This is a genomic window from Actinotalea sp. Marseille-Q4924, from assembly GCF_916618755.1.
In the GTDB taxonomy this organism is placed as follows: Bacteria; Actinomycetota; Actinomycetes; order Actinomycetales; family Cellulomonadaceae; genus Actinotalea.
Genome location: NZ_CAKAKB010000001.1, coordinates 322,496 through 338,953, shown reverse-complemented (window position 1 = coordinate 338,953; position 16,458 = coordinate 322,496). Strand labels below are relative to the sequence as shown.

The following is a 16,458-nucleotide window of genomic DNA, read 5'->3' as shown; positions in this document are numbered from 1 at the left end:
CCGATGGACTTCGGCGTGGTCCTGCAGACCAACCCGCCCGCGTCGCGCACCGTGGAGCTCGCGCGGCAGGCGGAGCAGCACGGCTTCAGCCACGTCTGGACCTTCGACTCCCACCTGCTGTGGCAGGAGCCGTTCGTCATCTACTCCGCGATCCTCGCGGCGACGCGCCGCGTCGTCGTCGGGCCGATGGTGACCAACCCGGCCACGCGGGACTGGACCGTCATCGGCTCGCTGTTCGCGACGCTCAACGAGATGTACGGCAACCGGACGATCTGCGGGATCGGGCGGGGCGACTCCGCCGTGCGGACGCTCGGCGGGCGCCCCAGCGACCTCGCGACCCTGCGGGACGCCGTGCACGTCATCCGGGAGCTCGCCAACGACCGGCCGGTGGACGTCGGCGGGCGGACGGTCCGTCTCCCGTGGAGCCACGGCTCCCGGCTGGACGTGTGGGTCGCCGCGTACGGCCCCCGGGCGCTGCAGGTCGCCGGTGAGGTGGGGGACGGCTTCATCCTCCAGCTCGCGGACCCGGACATCGCCGAGTGGATGATCCGGGCTGTCCGCGACTCGGCCGAGAAGGCGGGCCGGGACCCGTCGACCATCGCGTTCTGCGTCGCCGCACCGATGTACGTCGGTGACGGCGACTCGCCCGTCGAGCGCCGGCACATGCGCGAGCAGTGCCGCTGGTTCGGCGGCATGGTGGGCAACCACGTCGCGGAGATCGTCAAGCGGTACGGCGCCGACGGGACCGTCCCCCAGGCGCTCACCGACTACGTCGCCGCCCGGGAGACGTACGACTACAACCAGCACGGGCAGGCCGGGAACACGCACGCGGCGTTCGTCCCGGACGAGATCGTCGAGCGCTTCTGCGTGCTGGGCACCCACCACGAGCACGTCGAGCGGATGCGTGCCCTGCGGGACCTGGGCGTGACGCAGTTCGCGGGCTACCTGCAGCACGACAACAAGGAGGAGACCCTCCGTTCCTACGGCGAGTGGGTCATCCCGACGATGCGGGAGGTCGTCGTCGCGACCTGGTGACGGACCATGGGGGCATGCAGAGCGACGGGACCCTGGTCGACGCACGGGCACGGCGGGTGGTCGCGCGCCTGCGCGCGGCCGGCTGCGTGTCGGCCGAGGAGGAGGCGGAGCTCCTGCTCGCGGAGGCCCCCGACGACGGCGCCCTGGAGCGGCTGCTCGTGCGCCGCGAGGCGGGTGAGCCGCTCGAGCACGTCCTCGGCTGGGCGGAGCTCCTCGGCCTGCGCGTCGCCGTCGGGCCGGGCGTCTTCGTGCCGCGGCGGCGCACCGAGGCCCTCGTGCTCGAGGCGCGGCGTCTCCTGGGCGAGCGGGCCGGCGACGGGCGGCGCGCCGTCGTCGTGGACCTGTGCTGCGGCAGCGGCGCCCTCGGGCTCGCCGTGGCCGCCACGCACGACGTCGAGCTCCACGCCGCGGACGTGGACCCGACCGCCGTCGGGTACGCGCGGGAGAACCTGCGGCGGGTGGGAGGGCACGTCCGCCAGGGCGACCTGTTCGAGGCCCTGCCGCCGGACCTGCGCGGTCGCGTCGACCTGCTCCTCGCGAACGTGCCCTACGTGCCCGCCTCCGCCGTCGCGCTGCTCCCCGCCGAGGCGCGCGACCACGAGCCCCGCGTCGCGCTCGACGGCGGTCCGGACGGGCTCGACGTGCTGCGCCGCGTCGCCGCGGCGGCGACCGACTGGCTGCGCCCGGGGGGCCACCTCCTCACCGAGACGAGCGAGAGCCAGGTCCCCCAGGCGCGGCGGGTCCTCGCCACGCACCGGCTCCGTCCGCGCGTCGTCCGCAGCGAGGACGCCGTCGTCGTCGCGGCGGTCGCGCTACCGTCTCCGGATGCCGATCCCCGAGTTCGTCCTGCGCCTGCGTGAGCAGGTCGGCACCGACCCGCTCTGGCTCCCCGGGGTCTCCGCCGTCGTCCTCGACGATGACGACCGCGTCCTGCTGGGCCGCCGGGCCGACAACGGCCGCTGGGCCGTCGTCAGCGGGATCCTCGAGCCGGGCGAGGAGCCCGCGCCGGCCGCCGCGCGCGAGGTGCTGGAGGAGACGGGCGTGGAGGTGGAGGTCGTCGCGCTGACGGCGGTGTCCGTCAGCGACCGGGTCCTCTACCCCAACGGTGACCGCGCGCAGTACCTCGACCTCTGCTTCTGGTGCCGCGCTGTCGGCGGCGAGGCGCAGGTCGGCGACGACGAGTCCACCGAGGTCGGCTGGTTCCCGCTCGACGCGCTGCCCAAGCCGCTCAACCCGTCGTCGGGCCCGCGGATCGAGCGCACCGTGGCGTTCGTCGAGGCCGTCCGTCGGGGCGAGCGGCCGGAGGCGTGGTTCGCGCGCTGAGCCGGCGACCCCGCGGCCCCGCTCGCCCGACGCCACCGCGTCAGCGCGGCGGCATGCGCAGCGCGCCGTCCATGCGGATGGTCTCGCCGTTGAGGTAGTCGTGCTCGATGACGTCCAGCGCGAGCTGCGCGTACTCCTCGGGCCGGGCGAAGCGGCGCGGGAAGGGCACGGTGTCGAGCAGCCGCTCGCGGAACTCCGCGGTGACCCCCGCCATCATCGGCGTGTCCACGATCCCCGGGGCGATCGTGTTCACCCGGATCCCGTGCAGGGCGAGGTCCCGCGCCGCCGGCAGCGTCAGCGCGACCACGCCGCCCTTGGACGCCGCGTAGGCCGCCTGACCCACCTGGCCGTCGAAGGCCGCGACGGAGGCGGTGTTGACGACGACGCCCCGCTGACCGCCGTCGTCCGGGTCGGTCGCCGCCATCCGCTCGGCGACGGCCGTCATGACCGTGAACGTGCCGACGAGGTTGACGGCGACGACCCGCGCGAACAGCGCCGGGTCGTGCGGACCGCCCTTGCCGAGGACCCGCGCCCCGGGCGCGATCCCGGCACAGCTCACCAGGACGCGCAGCGGACGCTCCTCGCCCACGCGGCCGACGGCGGCGCGGACGTCGTCGGGGTCGGTGACGTCCGCCGGCAGGTACGTGACGTCGTCCAGCCGCTCGCAGCGCTCGATGCTCGCGGGCAGGTCCAGGACGTGCACGGCCGCGCCGCGCTGGGCGAGCAGCGCCGCCGTCGCCGCCCCGAGGCCGGACGCCCCGCCCGTCACGACCGCCGCCACGCCGTCGACCCGCATGTCATCCCCTGTTCCCGGCGTCGCCGTCGACGCCGTCGTCGGGGCGACCCTGCCACGCCGGCGCGGCGCGGGCCAGCGACCCGGGTCAGACGGCGCTGCGGCGCTGGGCCGCCACGACCTCCGCGATCTGCACGGCGTTGAGGGCCGCGCCCTTGCGCAGGTTGTCGTTGCTGATGAACAGCACGAGCCCGCGACCCTCCGGGGCGCTCCGGTCCTGACGGATCCGGCCGACGTAGCTCGGGTCCGCACCGGCCGCCTGCAGCGGCGTCGGGATGTCGGTGAGCTCGACCCCGGGCGCCGCCCCGAGCAGCTCCGTGGCGCGCTCCACGGACAGCGGGCGCTCGAACTCGGCGTTGATCGACAGCGAGTGCCCGCTGAACACGGGGACGCGCACGCACGTGCCGGCGACGAGCAGGTCGGGGATGCCGAGGATCTTGCGGCTCTCGTTGCGGAGCTTCTGCTCCTCGTCGGTCTCCAGCGAGCCGTCGTCGACGATCGACCCGGCCAGCGGGACGACGTTGAACGCGATGGGGCGCTGGTACACGCCGGGCTCGGGCAGCTGGACCGCGCCGCCGTCGCGCGCGAGGCCGGCGATGTCGCCGTCCACGACGCCGCGCACCTGGCCCTCGAGCTCGGCGACGCCCGCGACGCCGCTGCCGGAGACCGCCTGGTAGGTGGACACCACGAGGCGGCGCAGCCCGGCCTCGTCGTGCAGCGGCTTGAGCACCGGCATCGCGGCCATCGTCGTGCAGTTCGGGTTCGCGATGATGCCCTTGACCGCGCCGGCGACGTCGTCCGGGTTCACCTCGCTGACGACCAGCGGCACGTCCGGGTCCTTGCGCCACGCGGACGAGTTGTCGATGACGAGCGCCCCTGCCGCCGCGAAGCGGGGCGCGTGCTCGCGCGAGGGGCCGCCGCCGGCGGAGAACAGCGCGACGTCGATGCCCGAGAGGTCCTCCGAGGCGATGTCCTCGACGACGACGTCCTCGCCCTTCCACGGCAGCGTCGTGCCGGCGGAGCGGGCGGAGGCGAAGAACCGGATGCTCGCGACCGGGAAGTCGCGCTCCTCCAGCAGCTGCCGCATGACGCGGCCGACCTGACCGGTCGCGCCGACGACCGCGACGTTCAGTCCCTGTGCCATGTCAGCGCCCCGTCCCGCCGTAGACCACGGCCTCGCCCTCGGAGGAGTCGAGCCCGAACGCCGTGTGGACGGCGCGCACCGCGTCGTCCAGCTGGTCCGAGCGCGTGATGACCGAGACCCGGATCTCCGAGGTGGAGATCATCTCGATGTTGATGCCGGCGTCGCGCAGCGCCCCGAAGAGCTTCGCCGAGACACCGGGGTGCGACTTCATGCCCGCGCCGACGAGCGACAGCTTGCCGATGGTGTCGTCGTACTGGATCGACTCGAAGCCGACGCTCTCCTGCGCGGCGGCGAGCGCCTCCGTCGCCTGCTGGCCGTCGGCGGCGGGCAGCGTGAAGGAGATGTCCGTCAGTCCCGTCCTCGCCGCCGACACGTTCTGGACGATCATGTCGATGTTGACGTCCGCCGCCGCGACGACCTCGAAGATCTGCGCGGCCGTGCCCGGGACGTCGGGCACACCGACGACGGTGATCTTCGCCTCGCTCCGGTCGTGCGCGACGCCGGAGATGATCGGCTGCTCCATGCTGTCCTCTCCTTCGACGACCTCGTCGGTGACGAGGGTTCCCACGTGACCCGAGAAGGACGAGCGCACGTGGATGGGGACGTGGTTGCGGCGGGCGTACTCGACGCAGCGCAGCACGAGCACCTTCGCGCCGCTGGCCGCCAGGTCGAGCATCTCCTCGTAGGTGACGCGGTCGAGCTTGCGGGCCGCCGGCACGATGCGCGGGTCCGCGGAGAAGACGCCGTCGACGTCGGTGTAGATCTCGCAGACGTCGGCCTTGAGCGCGGCGGCGAGCGCGACGGCCGTCGTGTCCGAGCCGCCGCGGCCCAACGTGGTGACGTCGTTGGTCAGCTCGTTGACGCCCTGGAACCCCGCGACGATCGCCACGGCGCCGCCGTCGATCGCCTGCCGGATCCGGCTGGCGCGGACGTCGATGATGCGAGCACGGCCGTGCACGTCGTCGGTGAGGACGCCGGCCTGCTGGCCGGTGAAGGACTGCGCCTCGACCCCGAGGTTCGCGATCGCCATGGCCAGGAGCGACATGGAGATCCGCTCACCGGCGGTGAGCAGGATGTCCATCTCCCGCGACGGGGGCAGCGGGGTGATCTGGTTGGCGAGGTCGATGAGCTCGTCGGTGGTGTCCCCCATCGCCGAGACGACGACGACGACGTCGTCCCCCGCGCGCTTCGCCTCGGCGATCCGCTTCGCGACGCGCTTGATGCTCGCGGCGTCCGAGACGGACGAGCCGCCGTACTTCTGCACGATGAGGCCCACGGTTGCTCCGTTGGTGGGGTCGGTTCGGGGGGACCGCGAGCGCGACGGCGGGCCCCGGCTCGACGATGGTAAGCGGGTTCACGATCCGGACAGCGGGGGTTTCACGATCCGGATGGCTCTGCTGAGAGGTCGGGCGACGTGCGGGTGCGGGCGGGCGGGCGGGCGGGCGGGCGGGCGGGCGGGCGGGCGAGGTCAGCCGACGAGCACGTCCCACGCCAGGCGCACGATCAGGCCGCCGACGACGACGAGGAACACCACGCGCACGAACGCGCTGCCCCGCGCGATGGCCATCCGCGACCCGAGGTACGCCCCCGCGATGTTGGCGACACCGACGAGCAGGCCCAGGCCCCACAGCGGCGCGCCCTGCGGGACGAACACGAGCAGCGCCCCGAGGTTCGTCATGGCGTTGACGATCTTCGCCTTGGCGGAGGCCTCGAGGAACGCGTACCCCATGAGGGCCACCAGGCCGATGACGAGGAAGGTCCCCGTGCCCGGGCCGACGAGGCCGTCGTAGACGCCGATCGCCGCCCCGAGCAGGGAGGCCGCACCGAGGTGCTGCCGGCCGGACCAGCGCAGCGCCGTCGTCCGCCCGACGGCGGGCCGGGTCACCGTGTAGCCGAACACGGCCACGAGCGCGACGAGGACGACGACGCGGATCGCCTGCGCCGGGAGGAGGACGGCGAGCGCCGCGCCCCCCGCGGCGCCCGCGAGCGCCGCCAGGCCCATCGGGACGGCCGTCCGCAGGTCCGGCCGGACCCGCCGGTAGTACGTCACGGCACTGGTCGAGGTGCCCATGATGCTCGCGACCTTGTTGGTCGCGAGGGCCTGGACGGGGGTGATCCCCGGGACGAGCAGCAGCGCGGGCAGCTGCACGAGGCCACCGCCGCCGACGACGGCGTCCACCCACCCGGCGAGGAACCCGGCGAGCACGAGGAGCACCACGGTCCCGGTGGCGAGCTCGAGGCCTGTGGTGAGCACCTCGACGTCCGCGGGCTGCACGCGGGTTTCCTATCACGAGGCGCGACGGGACGCCGTCGTCCGAGGGCCCGGGACGTCGCCCGCCCGCCGCCGAGCCGTCTCGCGACCCTTCACGCGAGCCTTCACGCCGACCGCCGAACGCTCACCGGATCTGCACGGCGGTTCACCCCCGCGGACCTGGGCCCCTCCCCTAGCGTTCGAGCATGTCGATCGAGGCGCAGGGCGTCCGGCGGTCGTTCGGGGCGGTCCGCGCGGTGGACGGGGTCGACCTCGTCGCGCGGCCGGGCCGCGTGACCGCGCTCATCGGACCCAACGGGTCGGGGAAGACGACGCTGCTCCTCGTCCTGGCCGGGCTGCTCCGGCCGGACGCGGGAACGGTGCGGGTGGGTGGGGTCGACCCGCTCACGGACAGCCGAGGCGCACGGGCCGTGACCGGGTGGATGCCCGACGTCTTCGGCACGTGGGACTCCCTCACCGCCCGCGAGGTGCTGCTCACCTTCGCGGCGGCGTACCGCGTAACCGGTGAGGTCGCCCGCGCCCGGGTCGCGGACCTGCTCACCACGGTGCACCTCGCCGAGTACGCCGACCGCCCCGCGCACGTGCTGTCGCGCGGGCAGAAGCAGCGGCTCGGGCTCGCGCGGGCCCTCGTGCACGACCCGCAGGTGCTGCTCCTCGACGAGCCCGCGTCGGGCCTCGACCCCCGTTCCCGCGTCGACCTGCGTGTGCTGCTGCGCGACCTGGCCAGCCGCGGGAAGACCGTCCTGGTGAGCAGCCACGTCCTCACCGAGCTCGACGAGATGGCCGACGACGCCGTCTTCCTCTCCGCGGGCCGCACCGTCGCGACGCAGTCCGTCCACGACGCCGTGACGACCCGCCGGCCGTGGCGCGTCCGCGCGCTGTCGCAGCGGGGGCTCGTGCACTGGCTCGACGACCGGCGTGTGCCCTGGCGCGCGGAGGAGCCGTTCGCCGCGCCGGCCGAGGGGGCAGGCGGCGTCGTCGTCGATCTCGAGAGCGAGGAGGCGGCGGCCGCCCTGCTGCGCGACGCCGTCGGCGCCGGCGTGCCGGTCACCGCGCTGAGCCCCGCGACCGGCGCGCTGGAGTCGACGTACCTGGCCCTCGAGGAGGAGCGGCGATGAGCACCGAGGTCCAGCCCCGCATCGCGCCCGACGACGGCGCCGCTCCCCCGCCCGTGCGGCACACGGGCACGTGGTCGCTCACGTGGGCCGGCGTGCGCACCGTCGCGACCCTCGAGCTGCGCCAGCGCGTGCGGTCGACGCGGTGGATCGTCTCCCTGGTCGTGTTCGGCGTCGTCGTCGGCGTCGTCACCACCCTGACGTTCTTCGTGGCGCGGCAGATGGTCGACGACATGGGCGCCGACCCCACCGTCGACGCGACCGCCGGGCGCACGATGTTCGGCTTCATCGTGTTCTTCGTGCTGTTCCTCGGGCTGCTGGTCTCCCCGACGCTGTCCGCGACGTCGATCAACGGCGACAGGTCCAACGGGACGCTGGCGACGCTCCAGGTCACGCTGCTGAGCCCCGCGGAGATCGTGCTCGGCAAGCTGCTCGCGTCATGGGTGGCGTCCCTGGCCTTCCTCGCCGTCTCCGTGCCGTTCATCGTGTGGGCGTTCGCGACCGGCGGGACGGCGTTCGTCGGGCTCGTCACGACGGTGCTGCTGCTGGCGGTGGTGCTGGCCGTGGTCTGCGCGATCGGCCTCGGGTTCTCGGCGCTGACCGCGCGCACGGCCGGGTCCGCCGTCCTCACCTACGTGGCGATCGCCGGGCTGACGGTCGTGTCGCTCATCGTGTTCGGGCTCAGCGTGCCGCTGGTCAGCGGCGAGGAGCGGGTGCAGGTCCGGACGGAGCGGTGGGCGCCGGGCCGGGACATCACCTTCGACGAGAACGGCCGGCCGTCGGAGGAGATCCCGTGCGAGCTGGGCGAGGAGGAGCGGTACGTCACGCACACCGAGCGCACGTGGTGGCTGCTCGCGGTCAACCCGTTCGTCGTCGTCGCGGACGCGCTGCCGCCGGCGGCCGACGACACGCAGATCGCCGACCCGATGACGGGGATCCGCTACGGCGTCCGGCTCGCGCGTCTGGGGGCCCAGGAGCCCCTCGACGAGTGCTGGAGCTCGCAGGACTGGCAGGAGCGGGAGCGGGAGAGCCGGGAACGCGCCGACGCCCTCGGTGCCGTGTGGCCGTGGGGGTTGGTGTTCAACCTGCTGCTCGGTGCGGCGGGCGTCGTCCTCGCGGTGCGGCGCCTGACGATCCCGCAGGCGAAGCTGCCGCGCGGCACCCGCGTCGCCTGACGCCGGTCAGGGGTGGAGGGCCTGGAACTCCGCCTCGGCGGCCACCTCGTCGTCCACGTCCAGGCGCAGGTGCGCCAGGATCACCTGGAGCACGCGCAGGACGGCGGAGGCCCGCTCGCCCCAGTTGGCGAGGTAGGAGTACTGCCACCACCACAGGGCCTCGAGCGTCTGCCCCGCGTCGAAGTGCCGGCGGCCCTGGACGAGCGCCCCGGCGATGAGCACGAGGTCCCCGGAGACGGACGAGGAGACGAGCGACTCACCCAGCAGCGGGTCGTCGACCTCGACGTACGCGTCGAGGCCCTCGAAGACGTTCTCCAGGGCGGCGCGCAGCGGGTCGAGGTCGGCGTCGGGGCCGACGTCGGGCTCGAAGCGCTCCGGCGGCACGATGTCGACCATCGCCCCGAGGCGGGCGCCGGCCGCGAGGACGTCCGAGACGGCGAGCAGCAGCAGCGGGATCGCGACCTCGGGGTTCGTGCCGGCGGCCACCTCGGTGACCGTGGTGACGAAGGCCCGCGCCTCCTCCGAGACGGAGGCGGCGACCTCGGCGAGGTCCGGCGGGGCCTCGACCGGAAGGCCGGCGGGGTCGCGCTCGTCAGGGCCGCTCGCCTGCTCAGGGATACCGGGGGTGTCAGGCACTGATCTGCCTCCGTCCTTCGAAGGCCCGCCCGAGCGTGACCTCATCGGCGTACTCCAGGTCTCCGCCCACCGGCAGGCCGGACGCGAGACGGGTGACCCGCAGGCCCATGGGGACCAGCAGGCGCGCGAGGTACGTGGCCGTGGCCTCGCCCTCGACGTTGGGGTCGGTGGCGAGGATCACCTCGGTGACCTGGCCGTCGGCGAGGCGCGTGAGGAGCTCCTTGATGCGCAGGTCGTCGGGGCCGACGTTGTCGATCGGGTTGATGGCCCCGCCGAGCACGTGGTACCTGCCGCGGAACTCCCGGGTGCGCTCGATCGCGACGACGTCCTTGGGCTCCTCGACCACGCAGATGACGGCGAGGGAGCGGCGCGGGTCGCGGCACACGCGGCACATCTCCTCCTGCGCGACGTTGCCGCACACCGAGCAGAACTGGACGCGCGCCTTGACCTCGGTCAGCGCGTCGACGAGCCGGCGGACGTCCGCGGGGTCAGTCGCGAGGAGGTGGAACGCGATGCGCTGCGCGCTCTTGGGCCCGACCCCGGGCAGCCGCCCGAGCTCGTCGATGAGGTCCTGCACCGCGCCTTCGTACACACGGTCAGCCTAGTGCGGACGGCGTCCGGCGGCCCCGTTGCTGAGAGCGCGCCGTCCGGCTGCTCAGCTCTCCTCGGGGACCTCGTCGATGACGGTGCCCCCGAGCATCTGCGCGATGAGGGGTGCACCGACCAGTCCCGTGGAGCTGAGGTCGGGGTCGTCCGGGTCGGTGTCCTCGCCGTCGTCGTAGCGCGGAGCGGTCGCCGACGGCGCCGCGCGTCGTCCACCGGCCCCTGAGGGGCGGCCCGTGCCGGACGCGGGTGAGGACGCCGACGGCGAGCCGCCGCGGGAGCCACCGGTCGTCCTGAGTCCGTACGGATCCGGCACCGGCCCGTCGGGCAACGGCTCCTCGTCGGGCGGGGGGATGTCCCAGGGCGGCGGGGGCTCGTCGTCGGGCGTCACGGCACGGGAGGGTGCTCCCCGGCCTCCCGTGCCACCACGGGAGGTGTCCGTGGCACCCCCAGTGGGATCGGCGGTGCGATCGGCACCGGCACCAGCGGTGCTGCCTGCGCCCGAGGCGCGACCACGCGACGACGTCCCGCCGGCGGCGGAGCCGGCCGACCCAGGACTGGAGTCATCGCGCTGGCCACCGCGCGATGACGGTGCGCCGCCGGGCGCCGGTGCGTCGTCGGGAGCGGCCTGCGGTGCGCGGCGCGGCGCAGGTGGTGCGTCCCAGGACGCCGCCGCCTCCTCGGTGGAGATGGCCCGCCGCCGGTCGTCGCCGGAGGGCCGTGCCGGCGCGGGGCCGGACCCAGCCGGTTCCCCGGCCGGCGCCGCGGGGGGCACGCCGTCACCCGTGATGGTCGTCTCCACCCGGACCTCCAGGCCGAGCGTCTCGTGCAGCGCGCGCTTGACGTGGTCGGAGTGGTTGCCCGTGCGGAACGTGGTGGCGAGCTGCGGGGTGTTGAACGCCAGGGAGAGGCGGCCCTCCGACAGCTCCGCGACGTGCCCGTTCTGGCTGACGAGCACCCACGTGGCCATCCGCAGACCCTTGAGCGTCTGGAGGACCTCCGGCCACCGGCGTCGGACCGTCTCCGCGTCCAGGCCGCTGGTGCCCGCCGCCGCGCTGGGCTGCGGCGCAACCGGCTCCGGCTGCGGCACCCGCTGCGCCTCCGGCTGGGGCGCCGTCTCGCGTTGCGCCTCCGGCCGGGGCGCCGTCCCGCGCTGAGCCTCCGGCTGAGGCGCCGCGTCGGCCTGTGGCGCTGCCGGCGCGCCCGACGGGCGCGCCGGGTCCGACTGCCGCTCGCGCACGGGCTCAGGCACGGACGGTCCGTCCTCGTGCGAACGCGACGGTTCGTCCTCGTGCGAGGGGATCGTCGCCTCGGCCCGGGCGTCGGGCCGCGGGCTGTCGTCCCTCTCGCGCGCCGGTGCATCCGGAACGCCCACCGCCGCCTGAGGCCGGTCCGGCGGGGCCGGAGGTGCCGGAGGTGCCAGGTCGTCCGCCGGTGCGGTGGGTCCCGTCGCCGTGGTGGTGCGTGCCGGCGTCCCCGGGACGGCGGTCGCCGCAGGCCCCGTCGCGGCGGGCGGCGGTGCCGCCGAGGGCGCAGGCGCCACCCGGACGCCCCCGACCACGTCCCGCTCCAGCTTCTCCAGGCGTGCGACGAGACCCCGGGCGCCGTCGTCGACGGCCGGGAGCAGCAGCCGCGCGACGAGGAGCTCGAGGTGCAGCCGCGGCGAGGTCGCCCCGGTCATCTCGGTGAGGGCGTCGTTGACGAGGTCGGCGGACCGGGACAGCTCCGCCGGACCCAGGGTCGCCGCCTGGTCCGCCATGCGCTCCATCTGGTCGGCCGGGACGTCGCGCAGCACCGCACGCGCCGCCTCTCCGGACGCCGCGATGACGATGAGGTCGCGCAGCCGCTCGAGCAGGTCCTCGACGAACCTCCGCGGCTCGTGCCCCGAGGAGATCACCCGGTCCACCACGCGGAACGCGCTCGCCCCGTCGCGCACCGCGATCGCGTCGACGGCGTCGTCGAGGAGCGCGGCGTGCGTGAAGCCGAGCAGCGCCACGGCCCGCTCGTAGTCCAGGCCCCGCTCGTCCGCGCCGGCCACCAGCTGGTCGAGCACCGACATGGAGTCACGCACGGACCCGCCGCCCGCCCGCACGACCAGCGGCAGGACGCCCGGACCGACCGGCACCTGCTCCGCCGCGCACACCTGGTCCAGGTACGGCGTGAGGACGTCCGGCGGGACGAGCCGGAACGGGTAGTGGTGGGTCCGGGAGCGGATGGTCCCGATGACCTTGTCCGGCTCCGTCGTCGCGAAGATGAACTTCACGTGCGGCGGTGGCTCCTCGACGATCTTCAGCAGGGCGTTGAAGCCCTGCGGGGTCACCATGTGCGCCTCGTCGAGGATAAACACCTTGTACCGGTCGCGGGCGGGGGCGAACGCCGCACGCTCGCGCAGGTCCCGCGCGTCGTCGACGCCGTTGTGGCTGGCCGCGTCGATCTCGACGACGTCCAGGCTCCCCGCCCCGCCGCGGGCCAGCTCCACGCACGAGTCGCACTCGCCGCAGGGCGTCGCCGTCGGTCCCTGCGCGCAGTTGAGGCAGCGGGCGAGGATGCGCGCCGACGTCGTCTTACCGCAGCCGCGGGGGCCGCTGAACAGGTACGCATGGGTCACCTTGCCCGTGCGCAGCGCCTGCATGAGCGGCTCGGTGACGTGCTCCTGGCCGATCACCTCGGCGAAGGTGTCCGGCCGGTAGCGGCGGTAGAGGGCGGTCGTCACGGAGGGAACCCTACGCGCCGGCTCCGACACGGGGCATGGGTCTGCACACGTCTTCTACGGCACGGCGAGCGCCACCGCGAAGGCACCGACGACGGCGTAGCCGGCCAGCGACAGACCGGTCCGCACGCGCGGGCTCACCCGGGCGCCGAGCACCGCGCCGGCGCCCGCGAGCGCCAGCTGCCACGCGGCGGACGCCACCCCGATCCCCAGGACGAAGGCCACGGCGGCCGGCGGCGTCCCCAGGCGGTCGGCGAGACCCGCCGCGACCGCCACGAAGTAGACGACGGTCAGCGGGTTGACTGCTGTGAGCCCGACGAACCGGCCGAAGGTCCGCGCAGGAGCGACGGCTGGGACGGCAGTGGGGTCGACGGCCGCGGCGTCGGCGGCGGAGGCACCACGCACGAGACCGAGGACGCCGCGCGCCGCCACGAGCGCCAGGACGGCCGCACCGAGAACCTGGACGGTCCGTGCGTGCACGGCGAGAGCCCCGGCCACGGCGGTCCCTGTGGCGACCGCGACCGCGGCGTAGGTGAGGTCGACCGTGGCGGCGCCCAGACCGCCGGCCGCGGCGGTGCGCCAGCCTGCCGTCATGCCGGTCTGGAGCAGCAGCACGCCGATCGCGCCCAGCGGGATCGCGATGCCCAGCCCGACGACGGCTCCCAGGGCGCTGGCGGTGAGGACGGTGTCCATGGCCCGGAGTGTGCGCCGCGCCCCGGCGGCCGCACCAGCGTGGGACTGCGCAGACGGCACGCGGACTGCGATGATCGCTGTCGTGGACGATGTCGACCGCGCGATCCTCCGGGAGCTCAGCGCAGATGCGCGGCTGCCGTACCGCGACCTCGGCACGCGGGTGGGACTGTCCCCCAACGCGGCGGCAGCCCGGGTCCGCCGCCTGGTGGAGAGCGGCGTCATCGCGCGCTTCACCGTCGAGCTCGGGCCGGGAGCCGGTGGCGAGGACGGTCGGGGCGCGCCGCGCGGCACCGGCATGGAGGTCTTCATCGACGTCCGCCTCAAGGAGGGCGTGACGTGCGACGACTTCGCGCAGACGCACCGGGCGTTCGCGGAGGTCGTCGACGCGGCGCACGTCACCGGGCCGTACGACTACCTGGTGCACGCCGTGGTGCGGGACGCGGCGGGGCTCGACCGGCTCGTCCGGCGCCTGAAGACCGAGGCCGGCGTCGCGCAGACGTCGACCCGCCTCGCGATCCGGACGCCCCCCCGGCGATAGGTCGGGCACGAGCGACGGGCCGGGCATGCGAGGACCCCCCGCACACCCGCCAGAGCCCGCCTGCCCTTGCTGCCTTCCGGCCCTGGGGGAGTTCAGCAGGGTGACGCCGTACGAGGGGTCTGGGGCAAGCCTAACCCAGCCGGACCGACGGCCTGAACGCCTGGCGCGGCACGAGCGCGCCGTCGGGCGGGTTACCGGCGCCGGGCCCGCGGCGACCCTTGACGCGCAAGTCCATACTTGCCTATCGTCGCCGCGTGGGAGACGTGTACCGGGCCATCGCCGACCCGACGCGTCGCGCCCTCCTCGACGAGCTCGTCGAGCGGGACGGCCAGACGCTGTTCGAGCTGTGCAGCCGGCTGGTCACCCGCCACGACGTCGGCTCGTCGCGCCAGGCCGTCTCGCAGCACCTGGACGTGCTCGAGGCGGCCGGGCTGGTCACCCGCAGCAAGCAGGGCCGCACCACGCTCCACCACGTCCACACCGCTCCGCTCGCCGAGGTGGCCGAGCGGTGGCTCCGCACCGACCGGAAGTGAGAACGCCATGCCTCGTATCGCGCTGACCAGCGTCTTCGTGGACGACCAGGAGAAGGCGCTGCGGTTCTACACCGACGTCCTCGGCTTCGAGAAGCGCACCGACGTGCCAGTGGGCGAGTACCGCTGGCTCACGGTGGGCTCCCCGGACCAGCCGGGCGGCACCGAGCTGCTCCTGGAGCCGTCCGCGCACCCGGCGGTGAAGCCGTTCACCGAGGCGCTCGTGGCGGACGGCATCCCGGCCACCCAGTTCGCGGTCGACGACGTCCGCGCGGAGCACGAGCGCCTCGTCGCGCTCGGCGTCCGCTTCACGCAGGAGCCGCTCACGATGGGTCCCGTCACCACGGCCGTGCTGGACGACACCTGCGGCAACCTCATCCAGCTCGCCGAGATGGCGTCGGAGGCCTGAGCCCGGCTCCCGTCCGCCGAGGCCACCGCTCCGAACCCCTGGCACGCCCGCAGGGGCAGACACCGGGCTCGTTCCTGGTGGAGAGTTCAACCAGTGCGACCGCCCGCTCACGCGGCGGTCGCCCGGGCCGCCGGGAGGCATCGTGTTCGACGTCGTCGCAGGGCTGCCGCTGCACCCGCTCGTGGTGCACGCCGCCGTCGTCCTGGTTCCCGTGGCGGCCCTGGTGATCGCCGTGGCCGGGGTGTGGCCGCGCTTCCGCCGCTGGGCCGGCTACCTGCCGGCCGCGCTGGCGCTGGCGGCGCTCGTCGTCGTGCCCGTCGCGACGCAGTCCGGCGAGGCGCTCCAGGAGCGGCTCGGGGACCCCCCGTTCGTCGAGCGGCACGCCGACCTCGGCGAGGCGCTCGTGCCGTGGGTGGTCGCGCTCGCCGTCATCGGCGGGGTCGTCACGGCGGTCGAGGTGCTGCGGCGCCGTGGCACCTCGCTGCACCGCGGCGTCGTCGTCGTGGTGGCCGTGGCGGCCGTGGCCGTCGGTGGGGGCGCGATCGTGCAGACGGTGCTCGTGGGGCACAGCGGCGCGACGGCCGTCTGGAGCGACGTCGGTGGGCTGCCCGCGCCGGGGGAGGACTGAGCGCGGTGACGCTGCCTGCCCTGTGGGACCTGTCGGGCCGGACGGCGCTGGTGACCGGAGCGGGGAGCGCCTCGGGCATCGGCTTCGCGTCCGCCCGGGCTCTGTCCGAGCTCGGCGCGACCGTCGTGCTCACGGCGACGACGGACCGGGTCGAGGACCGGGCGGCGGAGCTGCGCGCCGAGGGCCGTGCCGCCTCCTCGGTCGTGGCGAGGCTCGAGACCGACGACGGCGTCGCCGCCCTCGCCGCGGAGCTCGCGCGGCTTGGGGTGCAGGTCGACGTGCTGGTCAACAACGCCGGCATGGTGGCCGTGACCGACGACGAGATGATCGCGGGGGACGTGACCATGCCGACGGCGGAGTGGGATCGCAGCATCGCGATGAACCTGCGCACCGCCTTCGGTGTCACCCGCGCCCTCGTCCCCGGGATGCGTCGGCGCGGCTGGGGCCGCGTCGTCACCGTCTCCAGCGTGACGGGGCCGGTCATGGCGTCGCGCGGAGACGTGGCGTACGCGGCCGCGAAGGCCGGCCTGGTGGGCCTCACGAGGGCGCTGGCGGTCGACGAGGCGCCGCACGGCATCACCGCGAACGCCGTCGCGCCCGGGTGGATCGCGACGGGGTCGCAGCTCGACAGCGAGGCGCAGGAGGGGCCGCTCGTCCCGATCGGGCGCAGTGGCACGCCGGCGGAGGTCGCCTCGGTGGTGGCATGGCTGGCGTCGCCGGGCGCCGCCTACGTGACCGGCCAGGTCGTCGTCGTCGACGGCGGGAACAGCGTGGCGGAGCAGCGCCTGCCCGGGTGACCGGCGGCGTCGTCGGGCGCCTCGCCGTCACTCCGTGCGACAGAGCCTCTGCCCCGC

Annotated in this window: 18 protein-coding genes and 1 other RNA gene; 10 read left to right on the top strand and 9 right to left on the bottom strand. The window is 74.7% G+C overall.

The window, feature by feature from the left end; translation table 11 throughout:
• Positions 1-3: 3 nt before the first annotated feature.
• The 3 genes from LG379_RS01595 to LG379_RS01585 are packed head-to-tail and all read left to right on the top strand — an operon-like array spanning position 4 to position 2,358.
• Entirely contained in the window at positions 4-1,035 is a 1,032-nt protein-coding gene (locus LG379_RS01595; RefSeq protein ID WP_225752847.1) for a TIGR03842 family LLM class F420-dependent oxidoreductase, read from the top strand.
• Between the two features lie 14 nt (positions 1,036-1,049).
• Complete coding sequence (locus LG379_RS01590) at positions 1,050-1,895, top strand: putative protein N(5)-glutamine methyltransferase (protein ID WP_225752846.1); 846 nt, start codon at positions 1,050-1,052, stop codon at positions 1,893-1,895.
• Positions 1,861-2,358 carry an NUDIX domain-containing protein gene (locus LG379_RS01585; protein ID WP_225752845.1) on the top strand — a complete coding sequence of 166 codons (498 nt, stop codon included), beginning with the start codon at positions 1,861-1,863 and terminating at the stop codon, positions 2,356-2,358. Before LG379_RS01590 ends, LG379_RS01585 begins: the two co-directional genes overlap by 35 nt.
• 40 nt (positions 2,359-2,398) lie before the next feature.
• Here LG379_RS01585 and LG379_RS01580 read toward each other — a convergent pair whose 3' ends face one another.
• The 4 genes from LG379_RS01580 to LG379_RS01565 form a co-directional block, all read right to left on the bottom strand.
• The gene (locus tag LG379_RS01580) at positions 2,399-3,154 is read right to left on the bottom strand and encodes an SDR family NAD(P)-dependent oxidoreductase (RefSeq protein ID WP_225752844.1); all 756 of its coding nucleotides are present in this window, start codon (positions 3,152-3,154) and stop codon (positions 2,399-2,401) included.
• Positions 3,155-3,239: 85 nt separating this feature from the next.
• Positions 3,240-4,295: an aspartate-semialdehyde dehydrogenase gene (locus LG379_RS01575; RefSeq protein ID WP_225752843.1), complete on the bottom strand. Its 1,056-nt coding sequence runs from the start codon at positions 4,293-4,295 to the stop codon at positions 3,240-3,242.
• Between the two features lies 1 nt (position 4,296).
• Positions 4,297-5,571, bottom strand: a complete 1,275-nt coding sequence (locus LG379_RS01570; RefSeq protein WP_225752842.1) for an aspartate kinase — start codon at positions 5,569-5,571, stop codon at positions 4,297-4,299.
• A gap of 192 nt (positions 5,572-5,763) precedes the next feature.
• A complete protein-coding gene (locus LG379_RS01565) occupies positions 5,764-6,570 on the bottom strand; it encodes a TSUP family transporter (protein ID WP_225752841.1) in 807 nt (268 codons plus the stop codon).
• Between the two features lie 182 nt (positions 6,571-6,752).
• On the opposite strand from LG379_RS01565, the gene LG379_RS01560 reads away from it, so the two are divergent.
• Both LG379_RS01560 and LG379_RS01555 read left to right on the top strand, forming a co-directional pair.
• Positions 6,753-7,685, top strand: coding sequence for an ABC transporter ATP-binding protein (locus LG379_RS01560; RefSeq protein WP_225752840.1), 933 nt, complete (start codon positions 6,753-6,755; stop codon positions 7,683-7,685).
• On the top strand, positions 7,682-8,857 hold the full coding sequence (locus LG379_RS01555; protein WP_225752839.1) for an ABC transporter permease: 1,176 nt from the start codon (positions 7,682-7,684) through the stop codon (positions 8,855-8,857). Before LG379_RS01560 ends, LG379_RS01555 begins: the two co-directional genes overlap by 4 nt.
• A gap of 6 nt (positions 8,858-8,863) precedes the next feature.
• Here LG379_RS01555 and LG379_RS01550 read toward each other — a convergent pair whose 3' ends face one another.
• The 4 genes from LG379_RS01550 to LG379_RS01535 form a co-directional block, all read right to left on the bottom strand.
• Positions 8,864-9,493 carry a DUF5063 domain-containing protein gene (locus LG379_RS01550; RefSeq protein WP_225752838.1) on the bottom strand — a complete coding sequence of 210 codons (630 nt, stop codon included), beginning with the start codon at positions 9,491-9,493 and terminating at the stop codon, positions 8,864-8,866.
• Complete coding sequence (gene recR / locus LG379_RS01545; protein WP_225752837.1) at positions 9,486-10,085, bottom strand: recombination mediator RecR; 600 nt, start codon at positions 10,083-10,085, stop codon at positions 9,486-9,488. The genes LG379_RS01550 and recR overlap by 8 nt, the downstream gene beginning before the upstream one ends.
• A 63-nt stretch (positions 10,086-10,148) precedes the next feature.
• Positions 10,149-12,809 carry a DNA polymerase III subunit gamma and tau gene (locus LG379_RS01540; RefSeq protein WP_225752836.1) on the bottom strand — a complete coding sequence of 887 codons (2,661 nt, stop codon included), beginning with the start codon at positions 12,807-12,809 and terminating at the stop codon, positions 10,149-10,151.
• A gap of 54 nt (positions 12,810-12,863) precedes the next feature.
• Complete coding sequence (locus LG379_RS01535) at positions 12,864-13,499, bottom strand: LysE family transporter (RefSeq protein ID WP_225752835.1); 636 nt, start codon at positions 13,497-13,499, stop codon at positions 12,864-12,866.
• Positions 13,500-13,581: 82 nt separating this feature from the next.
• Here LG379_RS01535 and LG379_RS01530 point away from each other — a divergent pair, with 82 nt between their 5' ends.
• Entirely contained in the window at positions 13,582-14,037 is a 456-nt protein-coding gene (locus LG379_RS01530) for an Lrp/AsnC family transcriptional regulator (RefSeq protein WP_225752834.1), read from the top strand.
• Between the two features lie 26 nt (positions 14,038-14,063).
• Here LG379_RS01530 and ffs read toward each other — a convergent pair.
• Positions 14,064-14,160: signal recognition particle sRNA small type (gene ffs / locus LG379_RS01525), an RNA gene on the bottom strand.
• A 131-nt stretch (positions 14,161-14,291) separates the two neighbouring features.
• Between ffs and LG379_RS01520 the strand changes: the two genes are divergently transcribed.
• The 4 genes from LG379_RS01520 (at position 14,292) to LG379_RS01505 (ending at position 16,401) form a co-directional block, all read left to right on the top strand.
• Positions 14,292-14,570 (top strand): helix-turn-helix transcriptional regulator, encoded by a 279-nt coding sequence (locus tag LG379_RS01520; RefSeq protein ID WP_225752833.1) that lies wholly within the window; start codon positions 14,292-14,294, stop codon positions 14,568-14,570.
• Between the two features lie 7 nt (positions 14,571-14,577).
• Positions 14,578-14,976, top strand: coding sequence for a VOC family protein (locus LG379_RS01515; protein WP_225752832.1), 399 nt, complete (start codon positions 14,578-14,580; stop codon positions 14,974-14,976).
• Between the two features lie 142 nt (positions 14,977-15,118).
• Positions 15,119-15,604: a DUF2231 domain-containing protein gene (locus LG379_RS01510; protein ID WP_225752831.1), complete on the top strand. Its 486-nt coding sequence runs from the start codon at positions 15,119-15,121 to the stop codon at positions 15,602-15,604.
• A gap of 5 nt (positions 15,605-15,609) precedes the next feature.
• Complete coding sequence (locus LG379_RS01505) at positions 15,610-16,401, top strand: SDR family NAD(P)-dependent oxidoreductase (RefSeq protein ID WP_225752830.1); 792 nt, start codon at positions 15,610-15,612, stop codon at positions 16,399-16,401.
• The last annotated feature ends 57 nt before the right edge of the window (positions 16,402-16,458 follow it).